Here is an 18990-nt window from a genome sequence, read left to right on the forward strand (position 1 = left end):
AGCCGCCGCCGTCGCGGCGGGAGTTGTCATGATGGCCGGTCTGACCGCCTGCAACGGCGGTGGCGACAAGAGCAACGGGACCGGCGGTGGCAGCGCCAGCGGTGGCAGCAACGACGCTTCGGGGGCGAAGTCTCCGCTGGAGGCCGCACTGGCCTCGCTGAAGACGGTCTCGCAGCAGACGAACGGCAAGAATTCCGCCAAGGTCGAGGGCACCACCAAGAGCGGCACGGCGTCCACGACCATGAAGGGCGCGATGGACTGGTCGTCCGGCATGCACATGTCGGTGGACATCACCCAGGCCGGCGGCCCGATGGGCGGCTCCGGCAAGCCCGCGAAGGCCCTGTACACGCCGGACGCGATGTACATGAACATGGGCATGCCCATGGGCGGCAAGAACTGGATCAAGTACGACTACGACGTCATGGCCAAGAAGTTGGGCGCGGCCGGTGCCCTGATGAAGGACATGATGAACAACAACAACCCGAGCCGGTCGGTGGATCTGCTGATGGCCTCGGGCAAGGTCAAGCAGGTCGGCAAGGAGGACGTCCGCGGCGTCCAGGCGACCCACTACAGCGGCACGCTCTCGGTGAGCGAGCTGACCCGCATGCAGACGAAGAACGTCAGCGAGGCGGACCTCAAGGCCCTGGAGCAGCAGTTCCAGAGTATGGGTGCCACGACCGAGACCATCGACCTCTGGGTCAGCTCGGACAACCTGCTGGTCAAGAAGCGCGAGCAGATGGCCAGCAAGAAGTCGCCGTACGACTCGACGGTCTACTACTCCGACTACGGCACCAAGGTCTCGGTGACGCCGCCGCCGGCGAGCGACACCACGGAGTACAAGTAGGCCCGAAGTTCGGTGAGTTGAGCCCGGGGAAGTCCGGGCTCGGCTCCCGCACCCGGCCTAGGCTGGCCGGGGCCCGGGGTGTGCCTCCGATGCCCCGTCCAGCCGATTTGCTCTTGCGTGGGCCGTTCCCGTACGGTGTGCCGGAAGCCAAAGACCGCTGGTTGTCTCTGCGTGTCCGTTCCCGGGCGCGTGGTGGCCGAAGGATCCGCTAGCTGCGGACGGCCTGCGCAGGTTGTGAATGGGAACTCCCAGGCAGTTTTCTGTCCGGTCGAGAATCGCCCCGTGCGCGCCTGCGCCGGGGCGTTTGCTTTGCCCAGCCCCTTCTGCGCGGTCCTCATCACCCGGAAGGAGGCCGAGGCTCATGGCGAACCCCGACAAGGTCGCAGCCGTCGACGAGATCACGGAGAAGTTCCGTAACTCCAACGGCGCCGTTGTAACCGCGTACACCGGGCTCACCGTCGCGCAGATCAAGAATCTGCGCCGTTCGCTCGGTGACAACGCTCAGTACCGTGTGGTGAAGAACACGCTGACCAAGATCGCGGCCAAGGAGGCCGGGATCTCTGCGCTGGACGAGCACCTCAGTGGCTCGACGGCCGTCGCCTTCGTGACCGGTGACCCGGTCGAGGCGGCGAAGGGTCTTCGTGACTTCGCCAAGGAGAACCAGAACCTCGTCATCAAGGGCGGCGTCCTTGACGGCAAGGCGCTCTCCGCCGACGAGATCAAGAAGCTTGCGGACCTTGAGTCCCGCGAGGTTCTGCTCAGCAAGCTGGCCGGTGCCTTCAAGGCGAAGCAGTCCCAGGCTGCCTCCGTCTTCCAGGCGCTGCCGTCGAAGCTCGTCCGCACCGTGGACGCGCTGCGCGCCAAGCAGGCCGAGCAGGGCGGTGCCGAGTAATTCGGCTCGCTATCTGATCCTCGCCGCCTGAGTGCGGCAAGGGTCGCCAGCGGGCCCGACGTACGCCCGCCTTACCCAGTACATCCGGCACCTGCCGATTAGTGGAAGGACCGCCATCATGGCGAAGCTCACCCAGGACGAGCTGCTGGCCCAGTTCGAGGGCATGACCCTCATCGAGCTCTCCGAGTTCGTGAAGGCCTTCGAGGAGAAGTTCGACGTCACCGCCGCCGCTGCCGCGCCGGTCGTCGTTGCCGGCGGTGCCGCCGGTGGCGAGGCTGCCGCTGTTGAGGAGAAGGACGAGTTCGACGTCATCCTCACCGGCGCCGGCGACAAGAAGATCCAGGTCATCAAGGTCGTGCGCGAGCTGACCTCCCTCGGCCTGAAGGAGGCCAAGGACCTGGTCGACGGCACCCCGAAGCCGGTCCTGGAGAAGGTTGCCAAGGACGCCGCCGACAAGGCCAAGGAGGCCCTTGAGGGCGCCGGCGCCTCCGTCGAGGTCAAGTGACCTTGGTGAGTCTCTGACTCCCGTCCGCGGCACCCCAGGTGTAACGCGGACACTGCGAAGGGCGATCACCCATGCGGGTGGTCGCCCTTCCGCGTACCCGCCCCGGCTGCGTTGTCAGGCGCCGGAGAGCGAGTATGGTGATCTTCGTTGTCCGGACGCACCTCCATGTGACGATTGCCCAGAGGCGGGGGGCCTTGACGAACCGGACGCGGCGCGCAATTCTCGGGACGCGACGCAGAAGCGGTCCAGGTTCGAGGCATGGATCGCCGACGAAGAGGGAAGCATCGGTGTGCGCCATTGGCGCAGGGCTTTCGGCAGGCGCAGGGCATTGGGCGAAGAGAAGAACAACGAGGCGCTCCTCCGTTGTGGAGGGCATGACCTCCCGGAGGGAGAAGATCGGGACGCGGTGCGGTACCGGTCTCCGGAAACTCGCTCTGGACATCAGTGGGCCATGTGGCTACACTGACCCTTTGCGCTGCCTGTTAGCTGCTCCCTGCCCGTCACCAGGGGCATGCCCGAACCCGAGCAAAGCTCATTGACCCGCCCTGACCTGGGCATATCGATCGCTCTGCTCGATTCGGGACCGGTACGCGCGTAGTGAGTCCGAGCCCTCGGAAGGACCCCCTCTTGGCCGCCTCGCGCAACGCCTCGACTGCCAATACGAACAACGGCGACAGCACCGCCCCGCTGCGCATCTCTTTTGCGAAGATCAAGGAGCCCCTCGGGGTTCCGAACCTCCTTGCGCTGCAGACCGAAAGCTTCGACTGGCTGCTCGGCAATGCCGCATGGAAGGGTCGCGTCGAGGCTGCGCTGGAGAGTGGGCAGGAAGTACCCACCAAGTCCGGTCTGGAAGAGATCTTCGAAGAGATCTCCCCGATCGAGGACTTCTCCGGGTCGATGTCGCTGACGTTCCGCGACCACCGCTTCGAGCCTCCGAAGAACTCCATCGACGAGTGCAAGGAGCGCGACTTCACCTTCGCCGCTCCGCTCTTCGTCACCGCGGAGTTCACCAACAACGAGACCGGCGAGATCAAGTCCCAGACGGTCTTCATGGGCGACTTCCCGCTCATGACCAACAAGGGCACCTTCGTCATCAACGGCACCGAGCGTGTCGTGGTGTCGCAGCTGGTCCGCTCGCCGGGTGTGTACTTCGACAGCTCCATCGACAAGACGTCCGACAAGGACATCTTCTCCGCCAAGATCATCCCGTCCCGGGGTGCCTGGCTGGAGATGGAGATCGACAAGCGCGACATGGTCGGTGTGCGCATCGACCGCAAGCGCAAGCAGTCCGTGACCGTTCTGCTCAAGGCTCTCGGTTGGACCACCGACCAGATCCTGGAGGAGTTCGGCGAGTACGAGTCGATGCGCGCCACCCTGGAGAAGGACCACACCCAGGGTCAGGACGACGCGCTGCTCGACATCTACCGCAAGCTGCGCCCGGGCGAGCCGCCGACGCGTGAGGCCGCGCAGACGCTGCTGGAGAACCTCTACTTCAACCCCAAGCGCTACGACCTGGCCAAGGTCGGCCGCTACAAGGTCAACAAGAAGCTCGGCGGCGACGAGCCGCTGGACGCCGGTGTGCTGACCACCGACGACATCATCGCCACGATCAAGTACCTGGTGAAGCTGCACGCCGGTGAGGTCGAGACGGTCGCCGACAACGGCAACACGATCGTCGTCGAGACCGACGACATCGACCACTTCGGCAACCGCCGCCTGCGCAACGTCGGCGAGCTGATCCAGAACCAGGTCCGTACGGGTCTCGCCCGTATGGAGCGCGTCGTGCGTGAGCGCATGACCACTCAGGACGTCGAGGCGATCACGCCGCAGACCCTGATCAACATCCGGCCGGTCGTCGCCTCCATCAAGGAGTTCTTCGGCACCAGCCAGCTGTCCCAGTTCATGGACCAGACCAACCCGCTGTCGGGTCTGACCCACAAGCGTCGTCTGTCGGCGCTGGGCCCGGGTGGTCTCTCCCGTGAGCGGGCCGGTCTGGACGTCCGTGACGTGCACCCCTCGCACTACGGCCGCATGTGCCCGATCGAGACGCCCGAAGGCCCGAACATCGGTCTGATCGGTTCGCTCGCGTCCTACGGCCGCGTCAACGTCTTCGGCTTCATCGAGACGCCGTACCGCAAGGTCGTCGACGGCCAGGTCACGGAGGAGGTGGACTACCTCACCGCAGATGAGGAGGACCGCTTCCTGATCGCCCAGGCCAACGCCAAGCTCACCGACGACCTGCGCTTCGCCGAGCAGCGTGTGCTGGTCCGTCGCCGTGGCGGCGAGGTCGACCTCGTCCCCGCCGACGAGGTGCACTACATGGACGTCTCGCCGCGCCAGATGGTGTCGGCCGCGACCGCCATGATCCCGTTCCTTGAGCACGACGACGCCAACCGCGCGCTCATGGGATCGAACATGATGCGCCAGGCCGTTCCGCTGATCAAGGCGGAGTCGCCGCTGGTCGGTACGGGCATGGAGTACCGCTGCGCGGTCGACGCCGGCGACGTCATCAAGGCCGAGAAGAACGGTGTGGTCCAGGAGGTCTCCGCGGACTACATCACCGTCGCCAACGACGACGGCACGTACACCACGTACCGCGTCGCCAAGTTCACCCGCTCCAACCAGGGCACCTCCTTCAACCAGAAGGTCGTCGTGGACGAGGGCGCGCGGGTCATCGAGGGCCAGGTCCTCGCCGACGGTCCGTCCACGGACGAGGGCGAGATGGCGCTCGGCAAGAACCTGCTCGTGGCGTTCATGCCGTGGGAGGGTCACAACTACGAGGACGCGATCATCCTGTCGCAGCGCCTCGTGCAGGACGATGTCCTCTCCTCGATCCACATCGAGGAGCACGAGGTCGACGCCCGTGACACCAAGCTCGGCCCCGAGGAGATCACCCGGGACATCCCGAACGTCTCCGAGGAGGTCCTCTCCGACCTCGACGAGCGCGGCATCATCCGCATCGGTGCCGAGGTCGTCGCCGGCGACATCCTCGTCGGCAAGGTCACGCCCAAGGGTGAGACCGAGCTGACCCCCGAGGAGCGCCTGCTGCGTGCGATCTTCGGTGAGAAGGCGCGCGAGGTCCGCGACACCTCGCTGAAGGTGCCGCACGGCGAGATCGGCAAGGTCATCGGCGTCCGCGTCTTCGACCGCGAGGAGGGCGACGAGCTGCCCCCGGGCGTGAACCAGCTCGTCCGCGTCTACGTCGCGCAGAAGCGCAAGATCACCGACGGTGACAAGCTCGCCGGCCGTCACGGCAACAAGGGCGTCATCTCGAAGATCCTGCCGGTCGAGGACATGCCGTTCATGGAGGACGGCACCCCGGTCGACATCATCCTCAACCCGCTGGGTGTCCCGTCCCGAATGAACCCGGGACAGGTCCTGGAGATCCACCTCGGCTGGCTCGCCAGCCAGGGCTGGGACGTCTCCAACCTCGGTGAGGAGTGGGCCCAGCGTCTGCAGTCCATCGCCGCCGACCAGGTCGAGCCGCGCACCAACGTCGCGACCCCGGTCTTCGACGGCGCCCGCGAGGACGAGCTGGCCGGTCTGCTGGAGAACACCCGCCCGAACCGCGACGGCGACCGCATGGTCCTCCCGTCCGGCAAGGCCCGGCTGTTCGACGGCCGCTCCGGTGAGCCGTTCCCGGACCCGATCTCGGTCGGGTACATGTACATCCTCAAGCTCCACCACCTGGTCGACGACAAGCTGCACGCGCGCTCGACCGGTCCGTACTCGATGATCACCCAGCAGCCGCTGGGCGGTAAGGCTCAGTTTGGTGGCCAGCGCTTCGGTGAGATGGAGGTGTGGGCGCTGGAGGCTTACGGCGCCGCGTACGCTCTCCAGGAGCTGCTGACGATCAAGTCCGACGATGTCACCGGCCGCGTGAAGGTCTACGAGGCCATCGTCAAGGGCGAGAACATCCCCGAGCCCGGCATCCCCGAGTCCTTCAAGGTGCTCATCAAGGAGATGCAGTCCCTGTGCCTCAACGTGGAGGTGCTGTCCTCGGACGGCATGTCCATCGAGATGCGCGACACCGACGAGGACGTCTTCCGCGCTGCGGAGGAGCTCGGCATCGACCTGTCCCGGCGCGAGCCGAGCAGCGTCGAAGAGGTCTGACGGGTCTGGTCGGGAGCTCCTTTCCCCAGGAGCTCCCGGCCCCTCCCCGGACCCCGTACAGACCATCTAGATACGACCCTGAGAGGGATTGACGCATAGTGCTCGACGTCAACTTCTTCGACGAGCTGCGGATCGGCCTCGCCACCGCTGACGACATCCGTCAGTGGTCCCACGGTGAGGTCAAGAAGCCGGAGACCATCAACTACCGCACCCTCAAGCCGGAAAAGGACGGGCTCTTCTGCGAGAAGATCTTCGGCCCCACCCGGGACTGGGAGTGCTACTGCGGTAAGTACAAGCGCGTCCGCTTCAAGGGCATCATCTGCGAGCGCTGCGGCGTCGAGGTCACTCGCGCCAAGGTGCGTCGTGAGCGGATGGGCCACATCGAGCTGGCCGCGCCCGTGACCCACATCTGGTACTTCAAGGGCGTGCCGAGCCGGCTGGGTTACCTGCTGGACCTCGCGCCCAAGGACCTTGAGAAGGTCATCTACTTCGCCGCCTACATGATCACGTGGGTGGACGAGGAGCGCCGCACGCGCGACCTGCCCTCGCTGGAGGCCCACGTCTCCGTCGAGCGCCAGCAGATCGAGCAGCGCCGCGACTCCGACCTGGAGGCCCGCGCCAAGAAGCTCGAAACCGACCTGGCCGAGCTGGAGGCCGAGGGCGCCAAGGCGGACGCCCGTCGCAAGGTGCGCGAGGGCGCCGAGCGCGAGATGAAGCAGCTGCGCGACCGCGCGCAGCGCGAGATCGACCGCCTCGACGAGGTCTGGAACCGCTTCAAGAACCTCAAGGTCCAGGACCTGGAGGGCGACGAGCTCCTCTACCGCGAGCTGCGTGACCGCTTCGGCACGTACTTCGACGGCTCCATGGGCGCCGCCGCGCTGCAGAAGCGCCTGGAGACCTTCGACCTGGACGAGGAGGCCGAGCGCCTCCGCGAGATCATCCGGACCGGCAAGGGCCAGAAGAAGACCCGGGCGCTCAAGCGCCTGAAGGTCGTCTCCGCCTTCCTGCAGACCCGCAACAGCCCCAAGGGCATGGTGCTGGACTGCATCCCGGTGATCCCGCCGGACCTGCGTCCGATGGTGCAGCTGGACGGTGGCCGCTTCGCGACCTCCGACCTGAACGACCTGTACCGCCGGGTCATCAACCGCAACAACCGCCTGAAGCGCCTTCTCGACCTCGGTGCGCCCGAGATCATCGTGAACAACGAGAAGCGCATGCTCCAGGAGGCCGTCGACGCGCTCTTCGACAACGGCCGTCGTGGTCGCCCGGTCACGGGCCCCGGCAACCGTCCGCTGAAGTCGCTGTCCGACATGCTCAAGGGCAAGCAGGGCCGCTTCCGTCAGAACCTGCTCGGTAAGCGCGTCGACTACTCGGCCCGTTCCGTCATCGTCGTCGGCCCGCAGCTCAAGCTGCACCAGTGCGGTCTGCCGAAGGCCATGGCGCTGGAGCTCTTCAAGCCGTTCGTGATGAAGCGCCTGGTGGACCTCAACCACGCGCAGAACATCAAGTCGGCCAAGCGCATGGTCGAGCGCGGCCGCACCGTGGTCTACGACGTCCTCGAAGAGGTCATCGCCGAGCACCCGGTGCTGCTGAACCGTGCGCCCACCCTGCACCGCCTCGGCATCCAGGCCTTCGAGCCGCAGCTGGTCGAGGGCAAGGCCATTCAGATCCACCCGCTCGTCTGCACCGCGTTCAACGCGGACTTCGACGGTGACCAGATGGCCGTGCACCTGCCGCTGTCCGCGGAGGCGCAGGCCGAGGCCCGCATCCTGATGCTGTCCTCGAACAACATCCTCAAGCCGGCCGACGGCCGGCCGGTCACCATGCCGACCCAGGACATGGTGCTGGGCCTGTTCTTCCTCACCACCGACGAGGAGGAGCGCGAGGTCAAGGGCGAGGGCCGCTCGTTCGCTTCGGTCTCCGAGGCGATCATGGCGTTCGACGCCCGCGAGCTCTCGCTCCAGGCGAAGGTCGACATCCGCTTCCCGATCGGCACCGTGCCGCCCCGCGGCTGGACCCCGCCGGCCCCGGCGGAGGGCGAGCCGGAGTGGCAGCAGGGCGACAGCTTCCGGCTGCGGACGACCCTGGGCCGCGCGCTCTTCAACGAGCTGCTGCCCGAGGACTACCCGTTCGTCGACTACTCGGTGGGCAAGAAGCAGCTCTCCGCGATCGTCAACGACCTGGCCGAGCGGTACCCGAAGGTCATCGTGGCGGCGACGCTCGACAACCTGAAGGCGGCCGGCTTCTACTGGGCCACCCGCTCCGGCGTCACCGTCGCCGTCTCCGACATCGTCGTGCCGGAGGCCAAGAAGGCGATCGTCTCCGGCTACGAGGCCCAGGACGAGAAGGTCCAGAAGCAGTACGAGCGCGGTCTGATCACCAAGGACGAGCGCACTCAGGAACTGATCAACATCTGGACCAAGGCGACCAACGAGGTCGCCGAGGCGATGAACGAGAACTTCCCCAAGACCAACCCCATCTTCATGATGGTTGACTCGGGTGCCCGAGGAAACATGATGCAGATGCGGCAGATCGCCGGTATGCGTGGTCTGGTGTCGAACGCGAAGAACGAGACCATCCCGCGTCCGATCAAGGCGTCGTTCCGCGAGGGCCTGTCCGTGCTGGAGTACTTCATCTCCACCCACGGTGCCCGTAAGGGTCTGGCGGACACCGCCCTGCGCACCGCCGACTCCGGTTACCTCACCCGTCGTCTGGTCGACGTCTCCCAGGACGTCATCATTCGCGAGGAGGACTGCGGCACCGAGCGCGGCCTGAAGCTGCGGATCGGTTCGAAGGGCGCCGACGGCATCCTGCGCAAGGCGGAGGACGTCGAGTCCTCCGTGTACGCGCGGATGCTCGCCGAGGACGTCGTGGTCGACGGCAAGGTCGTCGCCCCGGCCAACGTCGACCTCGGTGACGTGCTGATCGACCAGCTGATCGCGCACGGCGTGGAGGAGGTCAAGACCCGCTCGGTCCTGACCTGTGAGTCCGCGGTCGGCACCTGCGCCTTCTGCTACGGCCGTTCGCTGGCCACCGGCAAGCTGGTCGACATCGGTGAGGCGGTCGGCATCATCGCCGCCCAGTCCATCGGTGAGCCCGGCACCCAGCTGACGATGCGTACCTTCCACACCGGTGGTGTGGCCGGTGACGACATCACCCTGGGTCTGCCGCGTGTCGTCGAGCTCTTCGAGGCCCGTACGCCCAAGGGCGTCGCCCCGATCTCGGAGGCGGCCGGCCGCGTCCGGATCGAGGAGACGGAGAAGACCAAGAAGGTCGTCGTCACGCCGGACGACGGCAGCGACGAGACGGCCTACCCGGTCTCCAAGCGCGCCCGCATGCTGGTCTCCGAGGGCGACCACGTGCAGGTCGGCCAGCCGCTGACCGTCGGTGCGATCAACCCGCACGACGTGCTGCGGATCCTGGGTCAGCGTGCCGTCCAGGTCCACCTGGTCGGCGAGGTCCAGAAGGTCTACAACAGCCAGGGCGTGGCGATCCACGACAAGCACATCGAGATCATCATCCGGCAGATGCTGCGCCGCGTGACGATCATCGAGTCCGGCGACGCTGAGCTGCTGCCGGGCGAGCTGGTGGAGCGCTCGAAGTTCGAGGGCGAGAACCGTCGCGTGGTGGCGGAAGGCGGCCACCCGGCCTCCGGCCGTCCGCAGCTGATGGGTATCACCAAGGCCTCGCTGGCGACGGAGTCCTGGCTGTCGGCCGCCTCCTTCCAGGAGACGACCCGAGTCCTGACGGATGCGGCGATCAACGCCAAGTCCGACAGCCTCATCGGCCTCAAGGAGAACGTCATCATCGGTAAGCTCATCCCGGCCGGTACGGGCCTGTCCCGTTACCGCAACATCCGGGTCGAGCCCACCGAAGAGGCCAAGGCCGCGATGTACTCGGCCGTCGGTTACGACGACATCGACTACTCGCCGTTCGGCACCGGCTCCGGCCAGGCGGTCCCGCTGGAGGACTACGACTACGGTCCGTACAACCAGTAAGCACGCCGCTGAGTCCGCAGGGCGGTCACCCCACGTGGGTGGCCGCCCTGCGGCGTTCGCGCCCCGGGAACTTGTTCTCCCATTGCCGCGTCTGTGATGAGAGGATGGGGACAACTGTTGAGCGGGGGGAGGTTCGCGACATGGCATTCCAGCCGTGGCAGGGTGGGCAGCCTGCTCAAAACCCTTACCAGGCACCGGCCATGCGTGCCTCGCACGCCGATCGCGAGCGGGCGGTCGACGTGTTGAAGGCGGGCTTCGCGGAGGGCCGGCTGGCCCAGCCCGAGTACGAGCAGCGCATCTCGCGCGCGTACCAGGCCCAAACTCACGCGGAATTGCAGATGTTGGTCGCGGACCTGCCCCAAGGGCCGGTTCCCCAGGCGCAGTTCGCGCCGCGGCCGGCGGTGCCCGCGACGTTCCTCCCGATGCAGATGCCGATGCCGCAGTCGACCAACGGCTCCGCCACGGGCGCCCTGGTCTGCGGGCTGCTCGCGCCGTTCACCTGGGGTGTGACGTCGGTCCCCGCGGTGATCCTGGGGCACAAGGCGCGGGCCGAGATCCGGCGCACGGGGGAGCGGGGGGACGGCCAGGCGATCGCCGGGCTGGTGATCGGCTGGCTCGGGATCGGGGCCTGGGCCCTGTTCTTCCTGGTGATGGCGCTGATCGCGGTGGCCCACTCCTGAGGGGCGTGCGCCTTCTTCCGTAGGTGCCGGGGACGCACTACGGTGGCCGCAGCGCGGGGGGAGTCCGGCGTGTCCTTCGCGTGTGCATTTGTTTTGACCGCAGCCAATGCGCTAGGTACGCTCTGACCTTGTGCCTGGGGTGTCCCTGGGCTGCCGTGCGCGCCTTCTCCCGTTGGTACCGACCGGAGAGTCCCGGCAGCACGGAAGCCGGGTTTTGACACCGCAATCTGTCGCCGCCCTCGTTCCAGCGAGGCAGGTCTGCAGTATTCGACACACCCGACCGCGTGGGTCGGGGCGCGTTCCAGGTTAGCTTTACCGAGACTGGCACACAGAAACCGGAGAAGTAGTGCCTACGATCCAGCAGCTGGTCCGTAAGGGCCGGCAGGACAAGGTCGAGAAGAACAAGACGCCCGCACTTGAGGGTTCGCCCCAGCGCCGTGGCGTCTGCACGCGTGTGTTCACGACCACCCCGAAGAAGCCGAACTCGGCCCTGCGTAAGGTCGCGCGTGTGCGTCTGACCAGCGGGATCGAGGTCACCGCTTACATTCCGGGTGAGGGCCACAACCTGCAGGAGCACTCGATCGTGCTCGTGCGCGGCGGCCGTGTGAAGGACCTGCCGGGTGTTCGGTACAAGATCATCCGCGGCTCCCTCGACACGCAGGGCGTCAAGAACCGCAAGCAGGCTCGCAGCCGCTACGGCGCCAAGAAGGAGAAGTAAGAATGCCTCGTAAGGGCCCCGCCCCGAAGCGCCCGGTCATCATCGACCCGGTCTACGGCTCTCCTCTGGTGACCTCCCTCATCAACAAGGTTCTGCTGAACGGCAAGCGCTCCACCGCTGAGCGCATCGTTTACGGCGCCATGGAGGGTCTGCGCGAGAAGACCGGCACCGACCCGGTCATCACGCTGAAGCGCGCGCTGGAGAACATCAAGCCGACCCTTGAGGTCAAGTCCCGCCGCGTCGGTGGCGCGACCTACCAGGTCCCGGTCGAGGTCAAGCCCGGCCGCGCCGCCACCCTCTCGCTCCGCTGGCTCGTGGGCTACTCCCGCGCCCGCCGCGAGAAGACCATGACCGAGCGCCTCATGAACGAACTGCTCGACGCCTCCAACGGCCTCGGCGCTTCGGTCAAGAAGCGTGAGGACACGCACAAGATGGCCGAGTCCAACAAGGCCTTCGCGCACTACCGCTGGTAGTCGCAACCCACATCGAGACCGAGAGAAGACTGAGCCACTATGGCTACCACTTCGCTTGACCTGGCCAAGGTCCGCAACATCGGGATCATGGCCCACATCGACGCGGGCAAGACGACCACCACCGAGCGGATCCTGTTCTACACCGGTGTTTCTTACAAGATCGGTGAGGTCCACGACGGCGCTGCCACGATGGACTGGATGGAGCAGGAGCAGGAGCGTGGCATCACCATCACGTCTGCCGCGACGACCTGCCACTGGCCGCTGGACAACGTCGACAACACCATCAACATCATCGACACCCCGGGTCACGTCGACTTCACCGTCGAGGTGGAGCGTTCGCTGCGCGTGCTCGACGGTGCGGTGACGGTGTTCGACGGCGTCGCCGGTGTCGAGCCCCAGTCCGAGACCGTTTGGCGTCAGGCGGACCGCTACGGCGTGCCGCGCATCTGCTTCGTCAACAAGCTGGACCGTACGGGCGCCGAGTTCCACCGCTGCGTCGACATGATCGTGGACCGCCTCGGCGCGACCCCGATCGTGATGCAGCTGCCGATCGGCACCGAGTCCGACTTCAAGGGCGTCGTCGACCTCGTCACCATGAAGGCCCTGGTCTGGTCGGCCGAGGCCGCCAAGGGCGAGATGTACGACACCGTCGACATCCCGGAAACGCACATCGAGGCTGCCGACGAATGGCGCGGCAAGCTCCTTGAGGCCGTGGCCGAGAACGACGAAGAGGTCATGGAGCTGTACCTGGAGGGCCAGGAGCCCACCGTGGAGCAGCTCTACGCCGCGATCCGTCGGATCACCATCGCCTCCGGCAAGGCCGAGAACACCACGGTCACCCCGGTGTTCTGTGGCACCGCGTTCAAGAACAAGGGCGTGCAGCCCCTGCTCGACGCGGTCGTGCGCTACCTCCCCTCCCCGCTGGACGTCGAGGCCATCGAGGGCCACGCGGTCGGCAACGCGGACGAGGTCATCAAGCGCAAGCCGTCCGAGGACGAGCCGCTGTCCGCCCTGGCGTTCAAGATCGCGAGCGACCCCCACCTGGGCAAGCTCACCTTCATCCGCGTGTACTCGGGTCGCCTTGAGGCCGGCTCGCAGGTGCAGAACTCGGTGAAGGGCAAGAAGGAGCGCATCGGCAAGATCTACCGGATGCACGCGAACAAGCGTGAGGAGATCGACTCGGTGGGTGCCGGCGACATCGTCGCCGTCATGGGTCTGAAGCAGACCACCACCGGTGAGACCCTCTGTGACGCGTCGAACCCGGTGATCCTGGAGTCGATGGAGTTCCCGGCCCCGGTCATCCAGGTCGCCATTGAGCCCAAGTCGAAGGGCGACCAGGAGAAGCTGGGCGTCGCGATCCAGCGTCTCGCCGAGGAAGACCCCTCGTTCCAGGTGCACACCGACGAGGAGACCGGCCAGACCATCATCGCGGGTATGGGCGAGCTGCACCTCGACGTGCTGGTCGACCGTATGAAGCGCGAGTTCCGGGTCGAGGCCAACGTCGGCAAGCCGCAGGTCGCGTACCGCGAGACCCTGCGCAAGCCGGTCGAGCGCCTCGACTACACGCACAAGAAGCAGACTGGTGGTTCCGGCCAGTTCGCGAAGGTGCAGATCGCCATCGAGCCGCTTGAGGGCGACGGGTACGAGTTCGAGAACAAGGTCACCGGTGGCCGCATCCCGCGGGAGTACATCCCGTCCGTGGACGCGGGCTGCCAGGAGGCCATGGAGTTCGGTGTTCTCGCCGGCTACCCGCTGACCGGCGTCAAGGTCACGCTCCTCGACGGCGCCTTCCACGAGGTCGACTCGTCGGAAATGGCGTTCAAGATCGCCGGCTCGATGGCCTTCAAGGAGGCCGCCCGCAAGGCCAGCCCGGCCCTGCTGGAGCCGATGATGAAGGTCGAGGTCACCACGCCCGAGGACTACATGGGCGACGTGATCGGCGACATCAACTCCCGCCGTGGTCAGATCCAGTCCATGGAGGAGCGCGCCGGCGCCAAGCTCGTCACGGGCCTGGTTCCGCTCTCGGAGATGTTCGGCTACGTCGGAGACCTCCGCAGCAAGACGTCGGGTCGCGCGAGCTACTCGATGCAGTTCGACTCCTACGCCGAGGTTCCCAAGAACGTCGCCGAGGAGATCATCGCCAAGGCCAAGGGCGAGTAACTCACCCCCCGAGTTCACGCTCTAGGCTTGACTCCGGAGCCTGCCGGGGCATTCCGCCGCAACAGCGGAGGAATGCCCCCGGGCCCCGGGCTATCCAGCAAAGATCACCTGGCGCCGATGAGTAAGGCGTACAGAACCACTCCACAGGAGGACCCCAGTGGCGAAGGCGAAGTTCGAGCGGACTAAGCCGCACGTCAACATCGGCACCATCGGTCACATTGACCACGGTAAGACGACCCTCACGGCCGCCATTACCAAGGTGCTGCACGACGCGTACCCCGAGCTGAACGAGGCTTCGGCGTTCGACCAGATCGACAAGGCTCCTGAGGAGCGCCAGCGCGGTATCACCATCTCGATCGCGCACGTCGAGTACCAGACCGAGACGCGTCACTACGCGCACGTCGACTGCCCCGGTCACGCGGACTACATCAAGAACATGATCACCGGTGCCGCCCAGATGGACGGCGCGATCCTGGTGGTCGCCGCGACCGACGGCCCGATGCCGCAGACCAAGGAGCACGTGCTCCTGGCCCGCCAGGTCGGCGTTCCGTACATCGTTGTCGCCCTGAACAAGGCCGACATGGTGGACGACGAGGAGATCCTGGAGCTCGTCGAGCTTGAGGTCCGTGAGCTCCTCTCCGAGTACGAGTTCCCCGGCGACGAGGTTCCGGTCGTCAAGGTCTCCGCTCTGAAGGCCCTTGAGGGCGACAAGGAGTGGGGCAACTCCATCCTTGAGCTGATGAAGGCCGTCGACGAGTCGATCCCGCAGCCGGAGCGCGACGTTGACAAGCCGTTCCTGATGCCGATCGAGGACGTCTTCACGATCACCGGTCGTGGCACCGTCGTCACCGGTCGTATCGAGCGCGGTGTCCTGAAGGTCAACGAGCAGGTTGACATCATCGGCATCAAGGAAGACAAGACCTCGACGACCGTCACCGGCATCGAGATGTTCCGCAAGCTGCTCGACGAGGGCCAGGCCGGTGAGAACGTCGGTCTGCTGCTCCGTGGCATCAAGCGCGAGGACGTCGAGCGCGGCCAGGTCATCATCAAGCCGGGCTCGGTCACCCCGCACACCGAGTTCGAGGCGCAGGCCTACATCCTGTCCAAGGACGAGGGTGGCCGCCACACGCCGTTCTTCAACAACTACCGTCCGCAGTTCTACTTCCGTACGACTGACGTGACCGGTGTTGTGACCCTCCCCGAGGGCACCGAGATGGTCATGCCGGGCGACAACACCGAGATGTCGGTCCAGCTGATCCAGCCGGTCGCCATGGAGGAGGGCCTGAAGTTCGCCATCCGTGAGGGTGGCCGGACCGTCGGCGCCGGCCAGGTCACCAAGATCAACAAGTAAGTTGATCCGGTTGACCCGGTAGCTCCCCGGAGCGCTTGAGGAGCCCCGCTCACCGTCAGGTGGGCGGGGCTTCTTGACAGTTGGGCCCCGATTGGCCTTACGCAATCCCCGTATGGCACACTGTCCAGGTTGCTCGGTTGAGTGCCGATGCTGCGCGCCTCCCGCCGGGGGGACCGGAAGCGAGTCCCAGGTATTCGTCGCCCCTTTTCAGGGGTGGAAGTACGGGAATCTTCCGGGAAGCGTCAGCGGGGTGCCTCGGCCAGGCGCCCGGTGGGTGTTCTTCCCCACGCTCTCCTCCTTGAGGGATCTCCCCCGCGGGGATTTACGAGAAGGAGCGCGACACGCCCGACCGCGTGGGTCGGAGAAGAGTATCGACCCCACCGGGTCCCAGAGCGTTACGAGAGACAGGACTACGAAGTAGCCATGGCGGGACAGAAGATCCGCATCCGGCTCAAGGCCTACGACCACGAGGTCATCGACTCCTCGGCGAAGAAGATCGTCGAGACGGTGACCCGCACTGGTGCGTCGGTCGCGGGCCCGGTGCCGCTGCCCACTGAAAAGAACGTGTACTGCGTCATCAAGTCGCCGCACAAGTACAAGGACTCGCGCGAGCACTTCGAGATGCGCACGCACAAGCGCCTGATCGACATCCTCGACCCGACGCCCAAGACCGTTGACTCGCTGATGCGCCTGGACCTTCCGGCCGGCGTTGACATCGAGATCAAGCTCTGAGAGGCGCGGAAGAGATGGCTAAGCAGATCAAGGGGCTCCTGGGCGAGAAGCTCGGCATGACCCAGGTCTGGGACGAGAACAACCGTGTCGTCCCGGTGACCGTGGTGAAGGCCGGCCCCTGCGTCGTTACCCAGGTGCGCACCAATGACCAGGACGGCTACGACTCCGTCCAGATCGCCTTCGGCGAGATCGACCCGCGCAAGGTGAACAAGCCCCTCAAGGGCCACTTCGCGAAGGCCGACGTCACCCCCCGCCGTCACCTCGTCGAGGTCCGTACCGCCGACGCGAGCGAGTACACCCTCGGCCAGGAGCTCTCCGCCGAGGTCTTCGAGGCCGGCGTGAAGGTGGACGTGACCGGCAAGAGCAAGGGCAAGGGCTTCGCCGGTGTCATGAAGCGTCACGGCTTCCATGGCGGCAAGGCGTCCCACGGTGCCCACCGTGTGCACCGCAAGCCGGGCTCCATCGGTGGCTGCGCCACCCCGGGCCGCGTGTTCAAGGGCATGCGGATGGCCGGCCGTATGGGCAATGAGCGGGTCACCACCCAGAACCTGACCGTCCACGCCGTTGACGCGGAGAAGGGTCTGCTGCTCATCAAGGGCGCAGTTCCTGGTCCGAACGGCGGCCTCGTCCTGGTCCGTACCGCGGCCAAGGGGGCCTGAGGTAACCGATGAGCACCATTGACATCCTTTCGCCGGCTGGCGACAAGGCCGGGTCCGTCGAGCTCCCCGCGGAGATCTTCGACGCAAAGGTCAGCGTTCCGCTGATCCACCAGGTCGTCGTCGCGCAGCTGGCCGCTGCCCGTCAGGGCACGCACAAGACCAAGACTCGTGGCGAGGTCCGCGGCGGTGGCAAGAAGCCGTACCGCCAGAAGGGCACCGGCCGCGCGCGCCAGGGTTCGACCCGTGCGCCGCAGTTCGCCGGCGGTGGCGTCGTCCACGGCCCCGTGCCGCGTGACTACAGCCAGCGGACCCCGAAGAAGATGAAGGCCGCCGCCCTGCGCGGTGCCCTCTCCGACCGGGCGCGCCACAGCCGTATCCACGTCGTCTCCGGCGTGGTCGACGGCGCGGTGTCCACCAAGGCCGCCAAGGGCCTGTTCGGCAAGATCAGCGACCGCAAGAACGTCCTGCTGGTTGCCGACCGCTCCGACGAGGCCGCGTGGCTGTCCGCCCGCAACCTGCCCCAGGTCCACATCCTGGAGCCGGGCCAGCTGAACACGTACGACGTGCTCGTCTCCGACGACGTGGTCTTCACCAAGGCCGCTTTCGAGTCCTTCGTGTCTGGCCCCAAGGCCGTTGAGACCGAAGGGAGCGACGCCTGATGACTGAGGCCGTCGTCACCAGCAAGACCTTCTCGGACCCGCGTGACGTCCTCGTCAAGCCGGTCGTCTCCGAGAAGAGCTACGCGCTGCTGGACGAGAACAAGTACACGTTCATCGTCGCGCCCGGCGCGAACAAGACCCAGATCAAGCAGGCCGTCGAGGCGGTCTTCTCGGTCAAGGTCACCGGGGTCAACACGATCAACCGGCAGGGCAAGCGCAAGCGCACCCGCACCGGTTTCGGTAAGCGCGCCAACACCAAGCGCGCCATCGTGACCCTCGCCGAGGGCGACCGTATCGACATCTTCGGCGGCCCGGTCTCCTAACGGAGTCCGAGTCGTCCGGAATCGGACGAGGACTGAGAAATGGGTATCCGCAAGTACAAGCCGACGACCCCGGGCCGTCGTGGCTCCAGCGTCGCCGACTTTGTCGAGATCACGCGGTCCACGCCGGAGAAGTCGCTGGTCCGCCCGCTGCACAGCAAGGGCGGCCGTAACAACGCCGGTCGTGTGACCGTTCGCCACCAGGGCGGTGGCCACAAGCGCGCCTACCGCGTGATCGACTTCCGTCGTCACGACAAGGACGGCGTGCCGGCCAAGGTCGCGCACATCGAGTACGACCCGAACCGCACCGCGCGCATCGCGCTGCTGCACTACGCCGACGGCGAGAAGCGCTACATCATCGCGCCGCGCGGCCTGCAGCAGGGCGACCGGATTGAGAACGGCGCTGGCGCCGACATCAAGCCGGGCAACAACCTGCCGCTGCGCAACATCCCGGTCGGTACGACCATCCACGCCATCGAGCTGCGGCCCGGCGGCGGCGCGAAGTTCGCCCGCTCCGCGGGTGCCTCCGTGCAGCTGCTGGCGCGTGAGGGCTCCATGGCCCACCTGCGCATGCCGTCCGGCGAGATCCGCCTGGTCGACGTTCGCTGCCGCGCCACCGTCGGCGAGGTCGGCAACGCCGAGCAGTCGAACATCAACTGGGGCAAGGCCGGCCGCATGCGCTGGAAGGGCGTCCGCCCGACCGTGCGTGGTGTCGTGATGAACCCGGTTGACCACCCGCACGGTGGTGGTGAGGGCAAGACTTCCGGTGGTCGCCACCCGGTCTCGCCCTGGGGCAAGAAGGAGGGTCGTACTCGCTCGCCGAAGAAGGCCAGCAACAAGTACATCGTCCGCCGCCGCAAGACGAACAAGAAGCGCTAGGAGCGGG

General features: G+C 66.4%; 15 protein-coding genes. All 15 read left to right on the plus strand.

Annotated elements, in window-relative coordinates:
- The first annotated feature begins 28 nt into the window (after nucleotides 1-28).
- Nucleotides 29-844 (plus strand): hypothetical protein, encoded by an 816-nt coding sequence (locus ACFVFQ_RS09045; RefSeq protein ID WP_383411530.1) that lies wholly within the window; start codon nucleotides 29-31, stop codon nucleotides 842-844.
- Nucleotides 845-1205: 361 nt separating this feature from the next.
- Complete coding sequence (rplJ, locus tag ACFVFQ_RS09050; RefSeq protein ID WP_383411218.1) at nucleotides 1206-1736, plus strand: 50S ribosomal protein L10; 531 nt, start codon at nucleotides 1206-1208, stop codon at nucleotides 1734-1736.
- 118 nt (nucleotides 1737-1854) lie between these two features.
- Nucleotides 1855-2241, plus strand: a complete 387-nt coding sequence (gene rplL, locus ACFVFQ_RS09055) for a 50S ribosomal protein L7/L12 (RefSeq protein ID WP_383411221.1) — start codon at nucleotides 1855-1857, stop codon at nucleotides 2239-2241.
- A gap of 627 nt (nucleotides 2242-2868) precedes the next feature.
- On the plus strand, nucleotides 2869-6354 hold the full coding sequence (gene rpoB, locus ACFVFQ_RS09060; RefSeq protein ID WP_383411223.1) for a DNA-directed RNA polymerase subunit beta: 3486 nt from the start codon (nucleotides 2869-2871) through the stop codon (nucleotides 6352-6354).
- Nucleotides 6355-6452: 98 nt separating this feature from the next.
- A complete protein-coding gene (locus ACFVFQ_RS09065; RefSeq protein WP_383411226.1) occupies nucleotides 6453-10352 on the plus strand; it encodes a DNA-directed RNA polymerase subunit beta' in 3900 nt (1299 codons plus the stop codon).
- Between the two features lie 200 nt (nucleotides 10353-10552).
- Nucleotides 10553-11032, plus strand: a complete 480-nt coding sequence (locus ACFVFQ_RS09070) for a DUF1707 and DUF4190 domain-containing protein (RefSeq protein ID WP_383411229.1) — start codon at nucleotides 10553-10555, stop codon at nucleotides 11030-11032.
- A gap of 346 nt (nucleotides 11033-11378) precedes the next feature.
- Entirely contained in the window at nucleotides 11379-11750 is a 372-nt protein-coding gene (rpsL, locus tag ACFVFQ_RS09075; RefSeq protein ID WP_003948652.1) for a 30S ribosomal protein S12, read from the plus strand.
- 2 nt (nucleotides 11751-11752) lie between these two features.
- Nucleotides 11753-12223: a 30S ribosomal protein S7 gene (gene rpsG, locus ACFVFQ_RS09080; RefSeq protein ID WP_018538761.1), complete on the plus strand. Its 471-nt coding sequence runs from the start codon at nucleotides 11753-11755 to the stop codon at nucleotides 12221-12223.
- A gap of 39 nt (nucleotides 12224-12262) precedes the next feature.
- Nucleotides 12263-14383 carry an elongation factor G gene (gene fusA / locus ACFVFQ_RS09085; protein ID WP_383411233.1) on the plus strand — a complete coding sequence of 707 codons (2121 nt, stop codon included), beginning with the start codon at nucleotides 12263-12265 and terminating at the stop codon, nucleotides 14381-14383.
- Between the two features lie 157 nt (nucleotides 14384-14540).
- On the plus strand, nucleotides 14541-15734 hold the full coding sequence (gene tuf, locus ACFVFQ_RS09090; protein ID WP_383411236.1) for an elongation factor Tu: 1194 nt from the start codon (nucleotides 14541-14543) through the stop codon (nucleotides 15732-15734).
- A 423-nt stretch (nucleotides 15735-16157) separates the two neighbouring features.
- Nucleotides 16158-16466, plus strand: a complete 309-nt coding sequence (gene rpsJ, locus ACFVFQ_RS09095) for a 30S ribosomal protein S10 (protein ID WP_003948644.1) — start codon at nucleotides 16158-16160, stop codon at nucleotides 16464-16466.
- Nucleotides 16467-16480: 14 nt separating this feature from the next.
- Nucleotides 16481-17125 carry a 50S ribosomal protein L3 gene (rplC, locus tag ACFVFQ_RS09100; protein ID WP_383411239.1) on the plus strand — a complete coding sequence of 215 codons (645 nt, stop codon included), beginning with the start codon at nucleotides 16481-16483 and terminating at the stop codon, nucleotides 17123-17125.
- A gap of 8 nt (nucleotides 17126-17133) precedes the next feature.
- A complete protein-coding gene (rplD, locus tag ACFVFQ_RS09105; RefSeq protein WP_383411243.1) occupies nucleotides 17134-17784 on the plus strand; it encodes a 50S ribosomal protein L4 in 651 nt (216 codons plus the stop codon).
- Nucleotides 17784-18107 carry a 50S ribosomal protein L23 gene (gene rplW, locus ACFVFQ_RS09110; protein ID WP_383411246.1) on the plus strand — a complete coding sequence of 108 codons (324 nt, stop codon included), beginning with the start codon at nucleotides 17784-17786 and terminating at the stop codon, nucleotides 18105-18107. Before rplD ends, rplW begins: the two co-directional genes overlap by 1 nt.
- Before the next feature lie 39 nt (nucleotides 18108-18146).
- Nucleotides 18147-18983, plus strand: a complete 837-nt coding sequence (rplB, locus tag ACFVFQ_RS09115) for a 50S ribosomal protein L2 (protein WP_016571056.1) — start codon at nucleotides 18147-18149, stop codon at nucleotides 18981-18983.
- The last annotated feature ends 7 nt before the right edge of the window (nucleotides 18984-18990 follow it).

The organism is Streptomyces sp. NPDC057743, assembly GCF_042798755.1.
Lineage (GTDB): Bacteria > Actinomycetota > Actinomycetes > Streptomycetales > Streptomycetaceae > Streptomyces.